22 protein-coding genes are annotated in these 19,525 nt (G+C 42.6%); 13 read left to right on the top strand and 9 right to left on the bottom strand.

The features are described from left to right. Window positions 1-158: 158 nt before the first annotated feature. From V7K27_RS31205 to V7K27_RS31195, 3 genes are all read right to left on the bottom strand, one after another. Complete coding sequence (locus V7K27_RS31205; RefSeq protein ID WP_334952453.1) at window positions 159-815, bottom strand: (2Fe-2S) ferredoxin domain-containing protein; 657 nt, start codon at window positions 813-815, stop codon at window positions 159-161. Between the two features lie 76 nt (window positions 816-891). After that, the gene (locus V7K27_RS31200; RefSeq protein ID WP_334952451.1) at window positions 892-1,137 is read right to left on the bottom strand and encodes an Asr1405/Asl0597 family protein; all 246 of its coding nucleotides are present in this window, start codon (window positions 1,135-1,137) and stop codon (window positions 892-894) included. A 70-nt stretch (window positions 1,138-1,207) separates the two neighbouring features. After that, the gene (locus V7K27_RS31195) at window positions 1,208-1,471 is read right to left on the bottom strand and encodes a hypothetical protein (RefSeq protein WP_334952450.1); all 264 of its coding nucleotides are present in this window, start codon (window positions 1,469-1,471) and stop codon (window positions 1,208-1,210) included. Between the two features lie 238 nt (window positions 1,472-1,709). On the opposite strand from V7K27_RS31195, the gene V7K27_RS31190 reads away from it, so the two are divergent. From V7K27_RS31190 to nblB, 8 genes are all read left to right on the top strand, one after another. Beyond that, window positions 1,710-2,264 carry a Dps family protein gene (locus V7K27_RS31190; protein ID WP_334952448.1) on the top strand — a complete coding sequence of 185 codons (555 nt, stop codon included), beginning with the start codon at window positions 1,710-1,712 and terminating at the stop codon, window positions 2,262-2,264. A gap of 368 nt (window positions 2,265-2,632) precedes the next feature. Further along, entirely contained in the window at window positions 2,633-2,866 is a 234-nt protein-coding gene (locus tag V7K27_RS31185; protein WP_334952447.1) for a hypothetical protein, read from the top strand. Window positions 2,867-2,917: 51 nt separating this feature from the next. Further along, window positions 2,918-6,184: a carbamoyl-phosphate synthase large subunit gene (gene carB / locus V7K27_RS31180; RefSeq protein WP_334952445.1), complete on the top strand. Its 3,267-nt coding sequence runs from the start codon at window positions 2,918-2,920 to the stop codon at window positions 6,182-6,184. 586 nt (window positions 6,185-6,770) lie between these two features. Further along, window positions 6,771-7,727 (top strand): RNA polymerase sigma factor, RpoD/SigA family, encoded by a 957-nt coding sequence (locus tag V7K27_RS31175; protein ID WP_334952444.1) that lies wholly within the window; start codon window positions 6,771-6,773, stop codon window positions 7,725-7,727. 248 nt (window positions 7,728-7,975) lie between these two features. Beyond that, entirely contained in the window at window positions 7,976-8,320 is a 345-nt protein-coding gene (locus V7K27_RS31170) for a DUF760 domain-containing protein (protein WP_334952443.1), read from the top strand. A gap of 687 nt (window positions 8,321-9,007) precedes the next feature. Next, a complete protein-coding gene (mutT, locus tag V7K27_RS31165; protein WP_334952441.1) occupies window positions 9,008-9,505 on the top strand; it encodes an 8-oxo-dGTP diphosphatase MutT in 498 nt (165 codons plus the stop codon). A gap of 136 nt (window positions 9,506-9,641) precedes the next feature. Beyond that, on the top strand, window positions 9,642-10,106 hold the full coding sequence (locus V7K27_RS31160) for a CBS domain-containing protein (RefSeq protein WP_334952440.1): 465 nt from the start codon (window positions 9,642-9,644) through the stop codon (window positions 10,104-10,106). Window positions 10,107-10,221: 115 nt separating this feature from the next. Then, window positions 10,222-10,887 carry a phycobilisome degradation protein NblB gene (nblB, locus tag V7K27_RS31155; RefSeq protein ID WP_334952439.1) on the top strand — a complete coding sequence of 222 codons (666 nt, stop codon included), beginning with the start codon at window positions 10,222-10,224 and terminating at the stop codon, window positions 10,885-10,887. A 361-nt stretch (window positions 10,888-11,248) separates the two neighbouring features. On the opposite strand, the gene V7K27_RS31150 is transcribed toward nblB, so the two are convergent. After that, the gene (locus V7K27_RS31150) at window positions 11,249-11,614 is read right to left on the bottom strand and encodes a sulfite exporter TauE/SafE family protein (protein ID WP_334952438.1); all 366 of its coding nucleotides are present in this window, start codon (window positions 11,612-11,614) and stop codon (window positions 11,249-11,251) included. A 490-nt stretch (window positions 11,615-12,104) separates the two neighbouring features. Then, window positions 12,105-12,623: a DUF456 domain-containing protein gene (locus V7K27_RS31145; RefSeq protein ID WP_334952437.1), complete on the bottom strand. Its 519-nt coding sequence runs from the start codon at window positions 12,621-12,623 to the stop codon at window positions 12,105-12,107. 391 nt (window positions 12,624-13,014) lie between these two features. Here V7K27_RS31145 and V7K27_RS31140 point away from each other — a divergent pair, with 391 nt between their 5' ends. Then, window positions 13,015-13,929 carry a M48 family metallopeptidase gene (locus V7K27_RS31140; RefSeq protein WP_334952436.1) on the top strand — a complete coding sequence of 305 codons (915 nt, stop codon included), beginning with the start codon at window positions 13,015-13,017 and terminating at the stop codon, window positions 13,927-13,929. Between the two features lie 449 nt (window positions 13,930-14,378). Here the strand turns inward: V7K27_RS31140 and V7K27_RS31135 are convergent, their stop codons facing one another. Further along, a complete protein-coding gene (locus tag V7K27_RS31135; protein ID WP_334952435.1) occupies window positions 14,379-15,011 on the bottom strand; it encodes a cofactor assembly of complex C subunit B in 633 nt (210 codons plus the stop codon). 28 nt (window positions 15,012-15,039) lie between these two features. Here V7K27_RS31135 and V7K27_RS31130 point away from each other — a divergent pair, with 28 nt between their 5' ends. Next, window positions 15,040-15,285: a hypothetical protein gene (locus tag V7K27_RS31130; RefSeq protein ID WP_334952434.1), complete on the top strand. Its 246-nt coding sequence runs from the start codon at window positions 15,040-15,042 to the stop codon at window positions 15,283-15,285. Here the strand turns inward: V7K27_RS31130 and rpaB are convergent. Then, entirely contained in the window at window positions 15,193-15,921 is a 729-nt protein-coding gene (gene rpaB / locus V7K27_RS31125) for a response regulator transcription factor RpaB (RefSeq protein WP_334952568.1), read from the bottom strand. The two genes, V7K27_RS31130 and rpaB, sit on opposite strands and share 93 nt — an antisense overlap. Before the next feature lie 170 nt (window positions 15,922-16,091). Between rpaB and radA the strand changes: the two genes are divergently transcribed. After that, entirely contained in the window at window positions 16,092-17,618 is a 1,527-nt protein-coding gene (radA, locus tag V7K27_RS31120; RefSeq protein ID WP_334952433.1) for a DNA repair protein RadA, read from the top strand. Between the two features lie 53 nt (window positions 17,619-17,671). After that, complete coding sequence (locus V7K27_RS31115; RefSeq protein WP_334952432.1) at window positions 17,672-18,397, top strand: Uma2 family endonuclease; 726 nt, start codon at window positions 17,672-17,674, stop codon at window positions 18,395-18,397. Window positions 18,398-18,514: 117 nt separating this feature from the next. Here V7K27_RS31115 and V7K27_RS31110 read toward each other — a convergent pair whose 3' ends face one another. Both V7K27_RS31110 and V7K27_RS31105 read right to left on the bottom strand, forming a co-directional pair. Beyond that, the gene (locus V7K27_RS31110) at window positions 18,515-18,970 is read right to left on the bottom strand and encodes an HNH endonuclease (protein WP_334952431.1); all 456 of its coding nucleotides are present in this window, start codon (window positions 18,968-18,970) and stop codon (window positions 18,515-18,517) included. After that, window positions 18,967-19,203 (bottom strand): hypothetical protein, encoded by a 237-nt coding sequence (locus V7K27_RS31105; RefSeq protein WP_334952430.1) that lies wholly within the window; start codon window positions 19,201-19,203, stop codon window positions 18,967-18,969. Before V7K27_RS31105 ends, V7K27_RS31110 begins: the two co-directional genes overlap by 4 nt. Window positions 19,204-19,284: 81 nt before the next feature. On the opposite strand from V7K27_RS31105, the gene V7K27_RS31100 reads away from it, so the two are divergent. Then, window positions 19,285-19,509 (top strand): type II toxin-antitoxin system HicB family antitoxin, encoded by a 225-nt coding sequence (locus V7K27_RS31100; RefSeq protein ID WP_334952429.1) that lies wholly within the window; start codon window positions 19,285-19,287, stop codon window positions 19,507-19,509. Window positions 19,510-19,525: the final 16 nt, after the last annotated feature.

Raw genomic sequence — 19,525 nt, 5'->3', positions numbered from 1 at the left:
AGAGATCCTATTAACTCAAAAAACTGGCTTTAATTAAAGCCAGTTTTTTGAAGCTATTGCAATTTATCGCAATAGCTTACAGCCGAATATTAATGGAACACACTTGAGAAGATATTATTAAACTTTCTCATTACAATGTCAAGATTTCACTACTTACCTCAGCAAAACTTGCCATTAGATATCGCCACTTCCCTTAAATTCTCAGGCTGTGCTGACAAACTCTTGTCACCAAAATGCTGATTCATCAGCGCCGGAATTTGTGAGGCTTGAATTCGGCTATGGCGGGTTTTATCTGGCATTACTAAGTTAGGCCCAGCTTTACAATTTTTCATACAACCAGTGCCCTTGATTGTAACTTGGTCTTCTAAACCGCGATCGCTTAAAGCTGCTTCCAACGCCTGACAAACTGCGTTACCACCGCGTTTCATGCAATCAGACTTTTGACACACCAAAATCGTGGCTTTAGTCTTCGCTGATTTTACCTTGACATTATCAATAGATGGGGGTTCTTGTATTGGGGCGACGGTTTCAACTCTTACCATCTCAGAACGCGCCGCCATTACACGTTCAGCTTTCAGTGTAACTTTGTCTTTTTTTATATCGTATTCTTTATAACCAACAACTTGCAGCCAAGTACCTGGTGGTAAACGCAAGTCAAAAGCAGCCCGTAAATGTTTAGCTAGTTTAATGTAAGATTCACCCTCATTAGTCCCTAGCAGTAAGCCTTTAAGCTTATAGCCATCTTTAATAACAAAACCTATAAACCTGCCTTCAAGACAAAATTCTGATACTTCTGTAGTTTGGGATGCACTCATTTTTTTGACCTCTTTTTAACTAGTACAAGCTATCAAGCGAGAGATTCTTAGCAGTAGCCACAGATTATAACTATTGCTAACGACTATACCAGCAGCGTTCAAGAGTCAAAATCTGGTCTTGACGGGTGACTGTAAATTGCCGTATCACACTCCAAAGTTGAACAGCCGCACTAGGATTGCCAATTTCAACTTTTAATTGCTGGTTAGCCGCACAACTACAGGGAATGTCTAACTCCTTTAGGCGTTGATAGACTTGCCAGCGATCGGCCCAATTCACCTCTACAAGGTGCTTTATTTCAATTTCTGAACTAGATGATTTCAAGAAAATTGCCCTCAAAGTGCAACAAACTTGCAGTAACTACCAAAATTTAACTCCCTGCTTTTTGAAAGTCTTAGGAGTTTAACCTCTTAACACCAGCATACATTAAGTGCAAATGATTGTCATTAATTTTGGAAAAAAGAAAATTTTTGCAGCGATCGCATGAGGGGGATGAGGGGGATGAGGGGGATGAGGGAGATGAGGGAGATGAGGGAGATGGATAACTCCAAACTCCAAACTCCAAACTCCAAACTCCAAACTCCAAACTCCAAACTCCTAACTCCTCACTCCCCACTCCCCACTCCCCACTCCCCACTCCCCACTCCCCACTCCCCACTCTTCACTCTTCACTCTCCTAAAAATTATGCACACTTAAGTTTTTATGTCAACAATAATGATAAATATATGCAAGTTAATCAGCGTCTCATCATTCAGCAAACAATAAACTTGAGACTTTTAGTCAGCAAAAATACAAAATCTTGCGATCGCAAATCGGCTTGCTCTTAATTATTAAAATGTTAATATGTAAATAATAAGCAGTTAAAATCTATAACTGCTAAAGAGCGAGGAGAACAATGTCAGAAACGCAAACTTTGTTACGGAATTTTGGTCATGTATATGACAATCCCGTGTTGCTGGATCACAGTGTCACTGCTCCAGTTACAGAAGGATTCAACGTCTTATTAGCTAGTTTCCAAGCACTGTACTTGCAGTACCAAAAGCATCATTTTGTCGTTGAAGGCTCAGAATTTTATTCTCTGCATGAGTTTTTCAACGAAAGCTACAACCAAGTACAAGACCACGTTCATGAAATTGGGGAACGCTTGGATGGACTAGGTGGTGTGCCAGTAGCGACCTTCAGCAAATTAGCAGAATTAACTGTTTTTGAGCAAGAATCTGAAGGCGTATATTCCTCTCGCAAAATGGTAGAAAACGACCTAGCCGCCGAACAAGCCATTATTGGCGTAATTCGCCGCCAAGCTGCTCAGGCAGAGAGTTTGGGCGATAGAGGCACACGCTATCTATACGAAAAGATTTTGTTGAAGACTGAGGAACGTGCTTATCATTTGTCTCACTTCCTCGCCAAAGACAGCTTAACATTAGCGTTTGTCCAAGCTGCTCAAAGCTAAAACTCTCATAATCTAGATTTGTCTACCTAGACTGAAAGAAAAAGTTGGCAGCACTAACTCTTAAAATATTATAAAAAAATGGCAGAGAATGGTATCCCTATTTCTCTGCCATTTTTAATCTAGGTAAACATATTTATATAATCTTTAATATTGAAAATAATTAGCAATTAGCTAGTTAACAAATATTTATAATTAAGAAATTTAGTTGTGCTGAATAATCAGATAGATATATGCCAAAATAAATCACCATCTGTTGCAAACTGTCATCAGCTTAAATAATAAAGATTCGCAAAATCTTTAGAAATTTGAGCATCACAATTAAATAAAATTAGAAATACCAAATAATCGTTGGGCATTGGGCATTGGGCATGGGGCATTGGTTATTCTCTTTGTCTCCCTCATCTCCCTCATCTCCCTCATCTCGCTCATCTCCCTCATCTCCCTCATCTCCCTCATCTCCCTCATCTCCCTCATCTCCCTCATCCCCTCATCTCCCTCATCTCCCTCATCTCGCTCATCTCCCTCATCTCCCTCATCTCCCTCATCCCCTCTCTGTCATCAAACTTAGAAAACTTAATAATAAAAAGGACGACAGGGGGTAAAGACCCTTAAAATAATCAGGATTTGTATTCTCGTACTCCAACGCAACTACTATGCCCCGCCGTGACGACCTTCGGAAGATTCTCCTGTTAGGCTCTGGTCCAATTGTGATCGGACAAGCCTGTGAGTTTGACTACTCTGGCACTCAAGCCTGCAAAGCGCTGCGAGAAGAAGGCTATGAGGTGGTTTTGGTCAACTCCAACCCTGCAACGATTATGACCGACCCGGAAACAGCCGATCGCACTTACATTGAGCCGTTGACACCGGAATTGGTCGAAAAAGTCATCGAGAAAGAACGCCCTGATGCTCTCCTACCAACGATGGGAGGACAAACCGCCCTCAACCTCGCCGTTGCTTTAGCCAAAAATGGGGTGTTGGAAAAGTACGGCGTTGAGTTAATCGGTGCTAAACTGCCAGCGATCGAAAAAGCTGAAGATCGAAAACTTTTCGGCCAAGCAATGGCCAGGATCGGTATAGCTGTGTGTCCTAGCGACACAGCCGAATCTTTGGAAGAAGCCAAAGCTGTTGCCCGTCAAATTGGTACTTATCCCCTAATTATTCGTCCAGCTTTCACAATGGGTGGAAGTGGCGGCGGTATTGCCTATAACCAAGAAGAATTTGAAGAAATGGCACAGGTTGGTATAGATGCCAGCCCGGTTTCGCAAATTCTCATTGACCAGTCTTTACTCGGCTGGAAAGAATACGAACTCGAAGTGATGCGTGATTTGGCAGATAACGTGGTGATTATCTGCTCCATCGAAAACCTTGACCCTATGGGCATTCACACCGGCGACTCGATTACCGTCGCTCCCGCGCAAACCCTCACTGATAAAGAATATCAAAGGCTGCGGGATATGGCAATTAAAATCATCCGCGAGATCGGTGTGGAAACTGGCGGTTCTAATATTCAATTTGCTGTCAATCCGGTTAATGGGGATGTAGTTGTAATTGAGATGAACCCCCGCGTTTCCCGCAGTTCGGCTTTATCTTCCAAAGCCACGGGTTTCCCGATCGCTAAAATTGCCGCAAAATTGGCTGTAGGCTACACCCTGGATGAAATTCAAAATGACATCACCAAGAAAACTCCGGCATCTTTTGAGCCAACAATTGACTATGTGGTGACAAAAATTCCCCGCTTCGCCTTTGAAAAGTTCCCCGGTTCCGACCCAGTGCTGACAACTCAAATGAAGTCTGTCGGGGAAGCAATGGCAATTGGGCGGACATTCAACGAATCCTTCCAAAAGGCGCTGCGATCGCTCGAAACAGGACGCGCTGGTTGGGGTTGCGACAAAGCTGAGAAATTACCCAGTGGTGAACAAATTCGCGCCCAATTGCGGACACCTAACCCCGATCGCATTTTCGCCGTGCGTCATGCCTTGCAGCAAGGAATGACTATTGAGGAAATCTACGAACTCACTGGTATTGACCGATGGTTTTTGGATAAATTACAACAACTGCTAGATGTCGAGAAATTCCTGAAGCGGACACCTTTACAGCAATTGACAAAAGAGCAACTTTATGAAGTGAAGCGGGACGGATATAGCGATCGCCAGATTGCCTATGCCACCAAAACCACCGAAGATGAAGTTCGCGCCTACCGCAAGTCACTAGGGATTATCCCAGTTTACAAAACCGTAGATACCTGCGCTGCTGAGTTTGAAGCATTTACCCCCTACTACTATTCTACCTACGAAGAAGAAACAGAGGTTTTGCCAACAACCAAGCCAAAAGTATTGATTTTGGGTGGTGGCCCCAACCGCATTGGCCAGGGAATTGAGTTTGATTATTGTTGTTGTCATGCCGCCTATGCCTTGAAGGGAGCGGGGTATGAGACAATTATGGTCAACTCTAACCCAGAGACAGTTTCGACAGATTACGATACCAGCGATCGCCTTTACTTTGAGCCTTTAACAAAAGAAGATGTCCTTAACATCATCGAAACTGAAAATCCCGTCGGGGTGATCATCCAGTTTGGCGGACAAACACCGCTAAAGTTGGCTATCCCGTTACAAGAATTTCTTAACAATGACACATCAGGACTGGTCACTAAAATTTGGGGTACATCACCAGATTCCATCGACATGGCAGAAAACCGGGAGCGGTTTGAAAAGATTCTCCAACAGTTAAATATTGCTCAACCACCTAATGGTATCGCTCGGAGTTACGAAGATGCGCTGATTGTCGCCAAACGCATTGGCTATCCGGTGGTGGTGCGTCCCAGCTATGTGTTAGGGGGACGGGCGATGGAAATCGTTTATTCCGATGCTGAGTTGGAACGCTACATGACCTTTGCGGTGTTAGTGGAACCAGAACATCCGATTTTGATTGATAAATTTTTGGAAAATGCGATCGAAGTGGATGTCGATGCGATCGCCGATCATACAGGAAGGGTAGTGATTGGTGGCATCATGGAACACATCGAACAAGCGGGGATTCACTCAGGAGATTCTGCTTGTTCTTTACCTTCTATTTCTTTATCACCAGCAGTTCTCAATCAAATTCGCACTTGGACGGTACAGCTAGCACAAGCGCTGTCAGTCGTGGGTTTGATGAATATTCAATTTGCCGTTGTGGGTGCAAGCAGCTATTCTCCCCAAGTTTACATTCTAGAAGCCAACCCCCGCGCCTCTCGCACAGTCCCATTTGTATCTAAAGCAACGGGTGTACAGTTAGCAAAACTAGCATCCTTAATTATGTCAGGCAAAACCTTAGAGGAGTTACACTTCACCGAAGAAGTTATCCCCACGCATATTGCCGTCAAAGAAGCTGTATTACCCTTTAATAAATTCCCAGGAACTGATACAATATTAGGCCCAGAAATGCGATCCACTGGTGAGGTGATGGGGATTGACAGCGACTTTGGCCGTGCCTTTGCCAAAGCAGAATTGGGTGCTGGAGAGCGTTTACCGCTAACAGGAACCGTATTTGTATCAATGAGCGATCGCGATAAACCTGCTGCGGGTGCTGTAGTGAAGGAATTTATCGATTTGGGCTTTAAAGTCATGGCTACACTTGGTACACGGCGAGTTCTTCTCGAACACGGGTTAGATATCGAGTTGGTGTTGAAACTCCATGAAGGTCGTCCCCACGTTCTAGATGCAATCAAAAACCAAAAAATCCAACTTATTATCAACACACCTTCAGGGGAAGAAGCCCAGACTGATGCTAGGTTAATCCGTCGCACAGCCTTAGCTTACAAAATTCCGATTATTACTACGATCGCAGGTGCAAAAGCTACAGTCGCCGCCATTCGTTCCTTACAAAATACGACTTTGGACGTAAAAGCCATCCAAGATTACTGCAAGACTGTGAGGGAGTAGGGAGTGGGGAGTGGGGAGTGGTGAGTGCTGAGTGCTGAGTGAGGTATCTCACTTCTTTACTCGGAACTCGGAACTATTTTACCCTATTCCCTACTCCCTACTCCCCATTCCCCATTCGCAAGAAAAATTAAGCAATTGTTATAAGAGAATGGCTACACTTCTGATTGAGATATTTTGACAAATATGAGGAAGCTTACTTTGAGCTAGATAATTTCTGAAATTGACTTCTAGTCAGCCTTAAGAAAAAGGGCGACGTTGCATAAACTGGAACAGCCAGGAAATTTAACGTCGCCATCTAGCCAAAACATTCTCATAAATGTTACAATTATTAATAAGGTTCCAATAGAAAAATGTTTAAGAAGCTACCTTTTATCTAACTGTAGATACTTGTGAAAACTAGGAAATAACTGTAATTTTTAGCAGTTAGTAGCCCAAATTTGATTATTATGAGCAGCCGACGAGTTGATCGGGCGCGTAAGTTGCAAACCAGAGCATGGGTTCCCAGTCAGACTGGGTAGCACCCTAATAAAGCATCTATCCGTTAATGACCCTACCGCCAAACCTATCATTACCAAAGAGTAGCGCCATGAAGACCGCTCAGACAGCCACAGACCTCGTGCGGACTTACCTGCGTGAGATTGGCCGTGTGCCACTCTTAACCCACGAGGAAGAGATTTTCTATGGTAAACAGGTGCAACGTTCCTGTGCTTTGCATCAATCAAGCGAAAGTCTTGCCACCCAGTTAGGTCGTCAACCGACTCTAGAAGAATGGGCCAAAGCGACAAAGCTAGAACCAGCAGAGTTGAACGAAGCGATCGCAGATGGTGAAATTGCCAAGCGCAAGATGGTAGAAGCCAATTTGCGCTTGGTGGTGTCCGTTGCCAAAAAGTACATAAAGCGCAACGTCGATTTACTGGACTTGATCCAAGAAGGTAGTATTGGTATGCAACGGGGCGTAGAAAAGTTTGACCCCACCAAAGGCTACAGGTTTTCTACCTATGCCTATTGGTGGATTCGCCAAGCGATCACTCGTGCAATAGCCGAAAAAGCTCGTACCATTCGGCTACCTATCCACATAACCGAAAAATTAAATAAGATTAAAAAGGCACAGCGCCAATTGTCTCAAAAGTTGGGACGCGCTCCGACAGCAGGTGAGCTAGCTGACGAATTAGAATTGACCCCCAAACAAGTACGAGAGTATCTAGAAAAGGCGCGTTTACCGCTTTCCTTGGATTTGCGGCTGGGTGATAATTACGACACCGAACTTGGAGAAATGCTGGAAGATCCAGGAGCATCTCCCGAAGAGTTTGTCATGCAATCTTCTCTATCTTATGACTTAGATCGCCTGATGGGGGATCTCACGTCACAACAGAGGGAAGTGATCACACTGCGCTTTGGCTTAACTGATGGGCAAGCCCTGACTCTGGCTAGAATTGGTGAAATACTGAACATCAGCCGGGAACGAGTCCGGCAAATTGAGCGGGAAGCCTTAACCAAACTTCGCAAGTCTAAAGCCAGCATGGATGAATATTTGGCAAGTTAGTCATTTGTCATTTGTCATTTGTCATTAGTCTTTTGTCATTAGTCTTTTGTAAATAACAAAGGACTAATGACCAATGGGTGAGAAAATACGCTGACTTTGGTACGGTTACACCTACTTCCACTCTTACGCTAGGTTGTTACATTAGTTGACAGGAAGACCAAATAGCTAGCTAAGTCAAATCCAAAACAGGTATTTAATATTCAAATCACAAGCACCCCAACCAATAGTGGTAGTTAAGGAACTAAAAAATGAATAACCCATCCAATCGTGTCTCAGAATTTTTTAATAGCGAATCAGAAACTAGCGATTTACTGTGGCAGTACGTTAAATCCTTGAGTCCAGAGACAGTTAGCCAGCTATCCAAACCCACGTCTGCCGAAGTCTTTCAGGTGATGGAACGTAATATTACCGGACTGTTGGGAAATCTACCTTCAGAACACTTTGGTGTTACTGTAACTACAAATCGGGAAAATCTGGGTCGGCTTCTCGCCTCTGCGATGATTAGTGGTTATTTCTTGCGTAACGCTGAACAGAGAATGAGTTTTGAAGTCGCCATACAAGGAACTGAAAGCAACAACAGCGAAGTTGACTAGAAATATAAAATTTAGGAAATTCTATATTGTTCGGCTGATATCTAGTCACAGTCACGGCAATATGAATCTAAAGTAAGCCTCTGCGAAATCTTTGCCCCTAATTCCCAATCATGCATCAGGTCAATCTTTTTAAAAAATCCAAAATACTGAGGAATTAAGGTTGAAATCCAAACGCATAGGCGCTTCGCTTTCCCTAAGTGTAGGAACGCGGAGTTTTTAGATTTGGTTATCTGTGAACTCATGTAATTTGGTAATTAGTTCAACTAGAGGCATATTTCTAAATGATTAATAGAGATTGGTGAATAAACTAACAGAGGTAGAGGACATTCACAATAGAGACAAATTCATAAATACAAACTCGGCAGAGTTCAAACTAGTCTGCCGAGTTTTGTTATTAGAAGTTAGTATCCCTCGTCATCCCCTATTAACCGCTCTAGAGTATCTACACATACGTTTTCTTCACTATCTAATGCCTTTGGATCAATTCTTTTCAATTCTTGCTTAACCTCAAAAATCATAATTTACACTTACTTTAGCTATTCAAAATCTACACCATGTTTTACGAAGTCTTGATATTTTCGTGTTCTCTAAGAATTATTAATACCAACCTTTGTACGGATATGAATAGTACATTAATGTACCATTCGCAAAAGTAGTTACTCATGTCCCTTATCTCCCCAATTAACAATGAATGAAACCAGTTCTTTCCCACCCCATAAAATCATTGGTGTTGCAGTAATTTGGAATGACCAAAAGCAAATTTTAATCGATCGCCGTCGGAAAGAAGGAGCGATGGGTGGTTTGTGGGAATTTCCTGGTGGTAAAATTGAGCCTGGTGAAACTATCAGCGAGTGTATTCAACGGGAGATTTCTGAAGAACTGGGAATAGTAATTGAAGTCGGAGAGCATCTGATTACTATTGACCACACTTATACAGACTTGCGCGTTACCCTGACAGTACATCACTGCCGCCATCTTACAGGTGTTCCCCAACCTTTAGAATCCGATGAAATTCGCTGGGTAACTTTAGAAGAACTGGAGCAGTTTACTTTTCCGAAAGCAAATATTCAAATTATTGCTGCCTTAAAAGGGAGTGGGGAGTGGGGAGTGGGGAGTGGGGGAGATGAGGGAGATGAGGGGGATGAGGGGGATGAGGGAGATGGACTTTTCTCCAATGACAAATGACCAATGACAAATGACAAATGACAAATGACCAATGAGAAATGCCCAATACCGTAACAATCTATTAATTGCATCAGGTTGAGTCCCGCAATTTCCTACAATAGGCGCAGGGACTTTGATTTAAGGTGTCAGCAAATAAATGCCTAAAACCGTTACCGATGTAATGAGCCGCGATCCTATTGTCGTCCGGGCGGAAACTCCACTGAAGGAAGCTATCCAAATTCTCGCAGAACGCCACATCAGCGGATTACCTGTTGTGGATGATGTCGGTAAATTGGTGGGCATTATCTCAGAAACCGATTTGATGTGGCAAGAAACTGGTGTTACTCCACCTGCGTACATTATGTTTCTTGATAGCGTTATCTATTTACAAAATCCTGCTACTTATGATCGTGACTTGCATAAAGCACTAGGGCAAACCGTTGGGGAGGTGATGAGTAAAAACCCGATCGCTATTTCCCCTGATAAAACTTTAGCGGAAGCAGCCACAATCATGCACGATCGCAGCGTTCACCGCTTGCCAGTACTTGACAGCACAGGTCAAGTAATTGGTATCCTGACTCGTGGTGATATTATTCGGGCAATGGCTGCTAGTCAAGATTAGTCATTAGTCATTAGTCATTTGTCATTGGTCATTTGTCATTTGTCAAGAGTTTTTAACACTTAACTGTTGACTTTTGTCTGTCTTTTTTATACCTTTGAAAATCAAGGATAACTAAATGAGTATTACTTCGGAGTCTGTTAAGCAATTGCTCAGTTCTGAGGATTTAGGCGATCGCTTACGTGCAGTCAATCAAATCCGCCAGCTGGAACCTGCGATCGGCTTTGAATTGATTCAAACTGCCATTGGCGATCGCAATTCCCGTGTCCGTTACTCGGCGGTGAGTCAAATGGATACACTGGGAACGCAGGATTTACGGTTATCCTTGGATATCTTGCGCGATCGCTTGCTTCATGACTCCGAAGTAGATGTACAAGCAGCAGCAGCAGACTGTTTGGGCGCTCTGAAGTTACGTGAAGCTTTTGAAGATTTGCAACAACTTTACTATACAACCAGTGAATGGCTAATCCAATTCAGTATCATTGCGACATTAGGAGAGTTGGGCGATCCACGAGCCTTTGAACTACTCAAAGAGGCACTCTCATCAGAAAACGAATTAGTCCAAACTGCTGCTATTAGTTCTTTGGGCGACTTGGGAGATTTACAAGCAGTTCCCCTGTTGGCTCCCTATGCTACCAATCCAGATTGGCAAATTCGTTACAGACTTGTACAAGCCTTGGCTCGTTTGGGTAATGCAGAAGCCAAATCTATATTAGAAACTCTGGCTAATGATGAAGTAGATGCGATCGCAAACGAAGCGAAACATTCTTTGCAATCAGTTTAAGTCTATCTAAGGTTAAGAAAATTCACCTTTAATATAGATTTGTCTAATACTAAAAAATTCGACCTGGTTGGTAAATTTTGCATTCCAGCCAGATCGAATAGATAACTTAAAGTTACTTTTAATTGTTAAAAGTAACTTTTTTATATTTAGGATAAGTCTATTGAAGTACACTTTTGCGTCGGCGAGACATAGCCATTACCACACCTACGCACTCTTAGGTGGGAGCATCGATGACCCTGAGAGGAGGGATGGTTTATTCTGACAAATCTTAGATACTTTAGAATTGGCAATTTCTGCTTATAAAAGACTATTTGATATTGAGCGGAGCTGGAGACGTTTCCGTTAGCTCCGTTTATTTGGCTTATTTTGATAAAATCATCTTCAATGAAATTATAAGAGTCATAGTGCCAAACATTCTCTTCAACAAAACATCTGGTAATCCAACAGCTAACTTAGCACCTAACAAACTTCCTACAAAGAAACCAATACAGATAAGAATTACCACCTTCAAATCTACATATCCTTGCTGATAATATGTCAAAGCACCCATCAAACCTATTGGTGGAACTAGCAATGCTAATGTTGTACCTTGAGCTATATGCTGCTCGAAACCGAACAAATAAATAAGAGCTGGAGTTAACAAAGTTCCACCACCAATACCAACTAGTCCACTAGAAGTTCCAGCAACCGAACCTAATAGCAACAAAAGTATAGCCTTGAGCAACATTGTATTTTTCTCCTCTCAGTAATTTCTCGAAAATAATGTCAGTGAAAGCGAAACTTGCGTGATGTATTTATTATCTCCATAAAATCACATAGATTCGGAGTAGGCAATATTTACTTAGTAATCTTTATAGCATCTTCAGCGCATTGATATCTTTCATGAAATTTTAATTCCTTATATATCTTAGCTTCGTATATCTTTGATTTCATAGGGTTTAAATTGTTGGCAATAGCTCTGACTTTAAGAAAGGTCATTTACGTATAAGCAGTACAGGGATTATTTTTAGTACTGAAAGTTACTCAAGCATATTTTAGATAAATTGAGTATATAGTGTATCTATAATTACTGAAAAGTTTCCTCTCGTAGAATAAATGGGAGGAACTTCTGTATTTGTTTACTATGGATAGTCTTTGTGATCAAATTGAATGTTTGTCATAAATAGCTAACTGCTAGCTATTACCGCCCTTCTCAAATGTGTCAGATTTTTCAAATGCTAAGAGCTAAATACTTGTGGCCAAGTTGTCACAACAAAAACTACAACTGCGGCGATCGCTAACAATCCTTGAATCAAATTTCCAACCAAAGACCCGACTACAATTCCGATACCTGCCTTAACCGCCAACCCGAATTCACGTCGGTAAAGGTACTCACCAATAATTGCCCCCAAAAGCGGCCCTAGTAAAATTCCTAACAGTGGCCCCCCAAAAGGCAACGTTGGCAATAATCCCAAAAATCCTACTACTAAACCGACAATTGCGCCAATTTGCCCCCACTTGCTAGCACCAGCTTGTCTTGCTCCCACATAGCTGGCTAAAAAATCCACTCCGACACTCAGCAGTAAAACTATAATTGTCACAATTAGGGGAATCTTGATCGCTGCAAAGGAACTACTAACGATTCCCCAGACGATAATTGCAATTAAAATTAAGCTGCTACCAGGAATAGCTGGAACTACAGCACCGATAACACCCACAAGCATTACAGCAAGTAATAGCCAATAAATAATTTGCATAAATAGAATTGTAAATTTCTAAATTTCCGAGTAGCGTAGCACAGATGTCATTAGTGTTAACTTAAGCCCAAACTCATTTAAAATCTCGTTTCCAGCCTCTTGCTGGAAATGCACCTCATTGCGCCTCTGCCGCTAGTCTTGAGGCGGAGCCTCTCCAAATGCATTCCCAGTCAGAGACTGGGAACGAGACTATCTCTAAAAGCTGGTTCTAGGCTGGTTTTCACCTGAAGTTTACACGCATGGACAGCTGTGCGCCCCTACTGTATATTCTATCTGGGTAAGATGGTGACAAATGCCTAGCCAGTTGCTCTGAGCAACTTGTCTTAGTTGAGATGGTAGCTGGATTTACGCCGTGTCGCCTAATGCTTCCTAAACTGCTATTTTAAAACCCATGACGAGAAAACTATTAACTGGACTGAGTTCAGAAGCCTACGAACACCCCTTCGATCGCAAAGCCTTGGCTTCTTTGCAAAATATGCCCGGTGTCTCCCTACTACTCAAAAAAGTTAATGAATACGGCATCGATCGCCTACTTAGGCTACAAAGCCTTGGTAGTGAAATTAGAATTTCGCCTCGTAATTTTCCTCAATTACATCAGACATTTGTAGAAACCTGCCAAATTCTTGATGTTGCTCCACTTCCTGAACTATATCTGTTTCAAGGCACTGGTCACATTAAAACCTACATTGTTGGGGTGGAAAAACCCCTTGTTGGCATCAATTTAGATGCAATGGAGTGGCTTAACGCAGATGAGTTGCTTTACGTTTTCGGACACGAAGTCGCTCGCATCAAGAGTCAACACATGGTATATCACCAAATGGCAATTGTGATGCCAACTTTGAAAAATTTGTTGAGCAGTACCACACTGGGGATTGGTGGTTTGGTAGCTGGTGGAATGGAACTAGGTTTGTATAATTGGCGAATGATGGCTAGGTTCACTGCTGATCGGGCTGCAATGCTTGCTTGTCAAGATATTGACGTAGCAACTACTACATTGATGAAACTCGCGGGTTTACCAGACGAGTACTTAACTACTGCTGTAATCGAAGATTTCCTCGTCCAAGCCCGTGAGTTTGCATCCAATAACTTAGATAGTGTGGATAAAGTCACCAAAATATTAAGCTATACAGAATCAGGACTTTCCTGGGTAGTTATGCGGGCTGGCGAATTATTAAAATGGGTTGATTCAGGAGAATATGATAATTTAATTCAACAGGAAAATTTAAAGACACCGGAAGAACCGTCAGAAAAAGAAGAAAATACACCGTCAGAAAAGGAAGGGTGGAATTTTTTGACTTCTTGGTGATTGAATTTTAGATTTTAGATTTTGGCGTGAGCGCTCAGTCGAACGCTTTTGGATTTTGGATTGCTGATTTTAGATTAAATTCTAAACTAGCGAATCAGCTAAGTACACGTCACTGTAAAAGGGGTTCGGAAATATAGGAATCATATTTGATTTCTGAAAAAATATCGGTAGTCTTGTAGTGGACCCTCTTGCCTAAAATGTTGCAAAAAAATTGTAGGTTGGGTGGAGGCTTTGCGTAACCCAACACCCTGATAATCAGTTGGGTTAGGCTGTACTCCACCCAACCTACGTCTACGTCTAATGCACTATTAAAGCCATGAGGGTCTACTACGTGCATTTCACTAATCTTATACTAGTCCTACCTATATTGAGACTTGATGTTGGGTTCCACTTCGTTCTACCCAACCTACGAATGATTAAATTCTATACCCTTTTTGTGGTGTTCTGTACTAAGTACTAAGAGTAACGGCTAATTTATCAGCAATTCCCGCAATCCAGTTTTCATCTTGTTTGGTGTAACTCCGAGGAGTATTCGCTCCCAAAATTAGCGCACCTTGGTTGCCAATAGGTTGACAAATTACACCTTGAGTATTTTCTGGTAAATAATCAAATTCCAGCCTACCTGGATATACTTTTAGTGCAACTAGATAAATCGGCTTTTGTTTTTCGAGTACCTGTTTTAAAATTACTCCTGGTACTACCTCAGATTTAGTACCCAGAATCCCCCGACGCAACAAAACTTTACCTTGATAAAAAACCACAAGCGATCGCGTTACTGTATTAGTCAACAATAAATGAGATGCCCAGGCTAACTCTGTTTTCACGGCTTCTGGTAAATCTGGTGCTAGTACAAAACCAACTTCACCAATTAGTTCTACAGTATCAGGCGATCGCGGCTGAACTTGCTGCCAAATTAAACCCGTCAAAATTAACACCGCACTCAAAATCACGCCTACCACATCACCACGCGATTGAGACTGGGTTAATTCCGGTGTTAATAAACGGTTAATCAGCAAAAGCACAGCGCCTAGCCCACCCACGACAATGGGTAGACGCCGCAAAACTCGATTGTCATTAGTCATTAGTCATTAGTCATTAGTCATTTGTCATTTGTCATTTGTCATTGGGCATTGGGCATTGGTTACTAATTCTCCTCCCTCATCTCCCTCATCTCCCTCATCTCCCTCATCTCCCTCATCTCCCTCATCTCCCTCATCTCCCTCATCTCCCTCATCTCCCTCATCTCCCTCATCTCCTCACTCCTCACTCCTCCCCTGCTTCAATAATCCGTTGGAAAAGATAACCAGTACCCCGCGCTGTCAGAATCAATTCTGGGTTGCTAGGATCATCTTCTAACTTTGCCCGCAAACGGGATATATGCACATCTACTACACGGGTATCAACATGGCGTTCTGGTGTGTAACCCCAAACTTCCTGCAAAATTTCCGAACGAGAAAAAGCTTCTCCAGAACGACTGACTACCAACTCTAATAAGCTAAACTCCATACCCGTCAATCGAATTCGCTCATCGCCTTTGTAGACTTGTCGCTTATTCGTATCGATTTTAATATTAGCGACATGGATCACCCCAGAACTAGGAATGCCAGAACCACTGGCTTTGTCTACCCGCCGTAGCACCGAGCGAATTCTAGCTTCTAGCTCTTTGGGGGAAAATGGTTTAACTACGTAGTCATCTGCACCCAATTCTAGCCCAGTGATGCGATCGGCTACATCACCCAAGGCTGTTAGCATAATAATGGGGACATCTGATTCTTTTCGTAATTCTTGACATACACCATAGCCGTCTAGCTTTGGCATCATTACATCCAAAACTACCAGGTCAGGATCAGTTTTGCGAAAAGTTTCTAAAGCTTCTTCCCCGTCGCCAGCCGTCACTACATCGTAGCCAATCATGGAAAGGCGCGTTTCCAAAATCCGGCGAATGCTGGCTTCGTCGTCTACCACCAAGATTTTTTCTTTATGGCTTTCCAAGTTTCTCAAGGCTCCTTCACTAAAAATTTACATGATTAATTTTTAATACCATAATATTAAGATATCATTCTATGAATTGATTTGGAAAAAGCTCTAAATACTACTATGATTGGATTTTAGTTTTTTTCAAGAATTAAGTAAATATTAAGATTATTTAATAAGATTTCAGAATGGCAAAGCCAAAAACCTTTTTCGTTTGTAACGAATGTGGAGCAGAATCGCCCCAGTGGTTTGGTAAGTGTCCAGCTTGCGGCACTTACAACTCTTTGGAAGAACAAATTTCTATCCAATCCTCAGTAGATGTACCCAGTCGGGGGGGAGTGAGTAGTTGGCAATCAACTCAAACTAATGGCAAATCTCACGCTAAACCAGCTAAAGCGCGAGCCTCCTTAACATTTGACCAAATTACCGATCGCCAAATTGCCCGATGGGAGTCTGGTTATGAAGAATTGGATCGGGTACTTGGGGGTGGCATTGTCCCCGGCTCTATGGTGCTAATTGGTGGTGATCCGGGTATTGGTAAATCTACTCTATTATTGCAAGTATCAAATCAATTAGCGCAAAAATATCGCATCCTTTACGTAACTGGTGAAGAATCGGGACAGCAGGTAAAATTACGAGCTTCTCGTTTGGGAGTATCAAAACCCCTCAGTGTGGTTAATGAGGAGGATGTTACAGTAGTAGTAGAGACTATACTTCCCATAGACCCTGACAGTATAGGCGCAGATTTATATGTACTGCCGGAAACAGATTTAGAAGAAATTTTACGGGAAATAGACTCTCTAAAACCAAATGTGGCGGTGATTGATAGTATCCAAACGGTGTTTTTTCCCGCTTTGACTTCTGCACCCGGTTCGGTGGCTCAGGTACGGGAATGTACCGCAGCACTGATGAAGGTAGCGAAGCACGAAGATGTCACCATGCTAATTGTGGGACACGTCACCAAAGAAGGAGCGATCGCTGGGCCGAAAGTTTTAGAACATTTAGTTGATACGGTGTTGTATTTTGAAGGCGATCGCTTTGCCTCTCATCGGTTATTACGGACAGTGAAAAACCGCTTTGGCGCAACTCACGAAATCGGCATCTTTGAAATGGTGGCGGAGGGACTAAGGGAAGTTGCCAACCCGTCAGAGCTATTTTTAGGCAACCGTGACGATCCCGCTCCCGGTACTGCCATTGTCGTGGCTTGCGAAGGAACTCGTCCGATAGTTGTCGAGTTGCAAGCTTTGGTGAGTCCCACCAGCTACCCTTCCCCTCGGCGGGCTGGAACTGGCGTAGACTACAACCGCTTAGTGCAAATTCTCGCCGTCTTAGAAAAACGGGTGGGAATTCCGATGTCGAAATTGGATTCCTACGTTGCTTCTGCGGGTGGGTTGAATGTGGAAGAACCGGCGGTAGATTTGGGAATTGCGATCGCGATCGTTGCCAGTTTCCGCGATCGCATAGTTGATCCCGGTACAGTATTAATTGGTGAAGTTGGGCTAGGTGGACAAGTGCGATCGGTTTCCCAAATGGAACTGCGGTTAAAAGAAGCTGCTAAGTTGGGATTTAAACGAGCGATCGTGCCAAAAGGGACAAAATTTCCCGACCTTAATATTGAAATATTACCAGTATCGAAGGTGATAGATGCAATTATCGCCGCCATCCCCCATCAGGAATTGACAGCCGACGATTTAGAACCCGATGAAGATGAGTAGATACGTTGCACGCAAAGCCTCTACATTTACCTGTTACTAAAGGAAAACCCACCATGACAGTTACCCAAGACTATCAAATCACTTGGGAAAAACTACCCGATGATTACAAACTGCCAGATGATCCAGTGGACAACATCAACCAGCCAGCCTTAGCCGCAGCACTTACACAAAGCTTAGAACTTGCCGGAAAACTTCCACCCAATGCCCTCACGCCAACTAATTACGGCATCTGCGCCACACTAAACGGCAAAATCGTCGTTAAAGCTCCAGACTGGGCGTATATTTCTAAAATTGGCGTTAATAGAGAAGCAGTAATACGCAGTTACACCCCTCAACTACAGGGTGACATTCCGGTAATTGTGATGGAATTTATTTCCGATACACAGGAGACAGAGTATTCTATCAAAGCGACATATCCCCCAGGAAAATGGTTTTTCTACGAGCGCATCTTAAAAGTACCAAACTACATCATCTTTGAACCAGATAGCGGCAGTGTCGAAATGTATCGCTTAGAAAGCACAGAGCAGTACATTTTGCAAGAGCCTGATGAAAATCAACGCCACTGGATAGCAGAAATGAATCTTTACCTTGGGGTGTGGCAAGGTACTCGTGAAAATCGCGCCGGAAACTGGTTGCGGTGGTGGGATGAACAAGGAAACCTTCTGCTTTGGGGTGGAGAATTAGTTGAACAAGAACGCCAACGTGCCGAACAAGAACGACAGCGTGCTGAACGACTAGCAGCACAATTGCGGGCGGCGGGGATTGAGCCAGAAGATTAGACTTTCTGTAAAGAATTTAGGTTTGCTAGATTAGCTAAAAATTTGCTAATAAAAAGTTAGATCCCCGACTTCTTAGAGAAGTCGGGGATCTTGACAGTGCAACGTCTCTATAATCCATTAAGGCTTTTTCTGTCGTGGATCTTCAGTGGGAGGATGAAAATCTCCTTTTACCCAAAGCTGCCGGGATTTTTGGATAAAACGATCAGAACGCCGTTCATCGTTCAAATCAAATCGGTTGCAAGTTGCTCGACCTGTAGGTGTGATCCCAATAATTCTTGTAGCGTCCACTGACCAAATAAAGTGTTCAGCCCACTTTTGCAGACGAGGATTAAATAAGGCAATTTCTTGCTTAGTTTCGGGGTCAATTCCAACTGTGAAGTTATAATGACGTTCGTTACACCGACGACAAGCTAAAGCCAAATTATCCACATTATCGGAACCACCTAAAGATTGTGGATAAATATGGTCAATTGTTAGGGGTGAAGTGCTTAATAATTCAGGATAATGGCAGTATTCACATTGAAAGTTAGCACGTTTACGAACAAACTCTTGGGTTTTATTAGTAATCGTCATGCCTCAGAAGCAATCATCGCATTGATATAGCTAAAAATCACATCTAATTCTCCAATTGCTTCGAGTTCAGCTGCTTCTTCGGTTGTAAGAATATCAGCTTTTTTCCTATCCAAGAGTTCTTGCATCCGCAAACCTAATTCTTCTGTAAATTTAAAAAGATTAAGATTATTAACTTTCTCAACTCGAATACCAGTCGTTAGCCAAAATGAGGGTTTAACTACTATGGTTGTCATAAGTTTATTACGATTGAATATACTGCTTATTATAGGCTCCATCAGAATTGCCTAAGGTTTACCTTGCTAAACGCTCTAGTAATGAAACAAATCAAAATTATTGTAGAAAAACATTCTGACGGTTATGTTGCCTATCCTCTTGGTATAAAAGGGGCTATTGTTGGTCAAGGTGACACTTATGAAGAAGCCTTAACCGATGTCAAGTCAGCTATTCGCTGCTACATTGAGATATTTGGCAAAGAAATGCTCGAAGATGACTCACCAGTAATTGAAGCTTTTCTGACAGAAGCAGAGGTGGCTATTTAATGCCGAAGTTTCCTGT

The sequence above is a fragment of the Nostoc sp. genome (assembly GCF_036919575.1).
Taxonomy (GTDB): Bacteria; Cyanobacteriota; Cyanobacteriia; order Cyanobacteriales; family Nostocaceae; genus Nostoc.
The sequence above is the reverse complement of the archived record's forward strand: the minus strand, read 5'-3'. Positions and strand labels throughout refer to the sequence as shown.

Bases quoted from the DNA above. Each gene is read 5' to 3' on its own strand.
- V7K27_RS31205 (WP_334952453.1), bottom strand. From the start codon at position 815: ATGAGTGCATCCCAAACTACAGAAGTATCAGAATTTTGTCTTGAAGGC.
- V7K27_RS31190 (WP_334952448.1), top strand. From the start codon at position 1,710: ATGTCAGAAACGCAAACTTTGTTACGGAATTTTGGTCATGTATATGAC.
- V7K27_RS31185 (WP_334952447.1), top strand. From the start codon at position 2,633: ATGGGGCATTGGTTATTCTCTTTGTCTCCCTCATCTCCCTCATCTCCC.
- carB (WP_334952445.1), top strand. From the start codon at position 2,918: ATGCCCCGCCGTGACGACCTTCGGAAGATTCTCCTGTTAGGCTCTGGT.
- V7K27_RS31175 (WP_334952444.1), top strand. From the start codon at position 6,771: ATGAAGACCGCTCAGACAGCCACAGACCTCGTGCGGACTTACCTGCGT.
- V7K27_RS31170 (WP_334952443.1), top strand. From the start codon at position 7,976: ATGAATAACCCATCCAATCGTGTCTCAGAATTTTTTAATAGCGAATCA.
- mutT (WP_334952441.1), top strand. From the start codon at position 9,008: ATGAATGAAACCAGTTCTTTCCCACCCCATAAAATCATTGGTGTTGCA.
- V7K27_RS31160 (WP_334952440.1), top strand. From the start codon at position 9,642: ATGCCTAAAACCGTTACCGATGTAATGAGCCGCGATCCTATTGTCGTC.
- nblB (WP_334952439.1), top strand. From the start codon at position 10,222: ATGAGTATTACTTCGGAGTCTGTTAAGCAATTGCTCAGTTCTGAGGAT.
- V7K27_RS31150 (WP_334952438.1), bottom strand. From the start codon at position 11,614: ATGTTGCTCAAGGCTATACTTTTGTTGCTATTAGGTTCGGTTGCTGGA.
- V7K27_RS31145 (WP_334952437.1), bottom strand. From the start codon at position 12,623: ATGCAAATTATTTATTGGCTATTACTTGCTGTAATGCTTGTGGGTGTT.
- V7K27_RS31140 (WP_334952436.1), top strand. From the start codon at position 13,015: ATGACGAGAAAACTATTAACTGGACTGAGTTCAGAAGCCTACGAACAC.
- V7K27_RS31135 (WP_334952435.1), bottom strand. From the start codon at position 15,011: ATGACTAATGACAATCGAGTTTTGCGGCGTCTACCCATTGTCGTGGGT.
- radA (WP_334952433.1), top strand. From the start codon at position 16,092: ATGGCAAAGCCAAAAACCTTTTTCGTTTGTAACGAATGTGGAGCAGAA.
- V7K27_RS31115 (WP_334952432.1), top strand. From the start codon at position 17,672: ATGACAGTTACCCAAGACTATCAAATCACTTGGGAAAAACTACCCGAT.
- V7K27_RS31110 (WP_334952431.1), bottom strand. From the start codon at position 18,970: ATGACGATTACTAATAAAACCCAAGAGTTTGTTCGTAAACGTGCTAAC.
- V7K27_RS31105 (WP_334952430.1), bottom strand. From the start codon at position 19,203: ATGACAACCATAGTAGTTAAACCCTCATTTTGGCTAACGACTGGTATT.
- V7K27_RS31100 (WP_334952429.1), top strand. From the start codon at position 19,285: ATGAAACAAATCAAAATTATTGTAGAAAAACATTCTGACGGTTATGTT.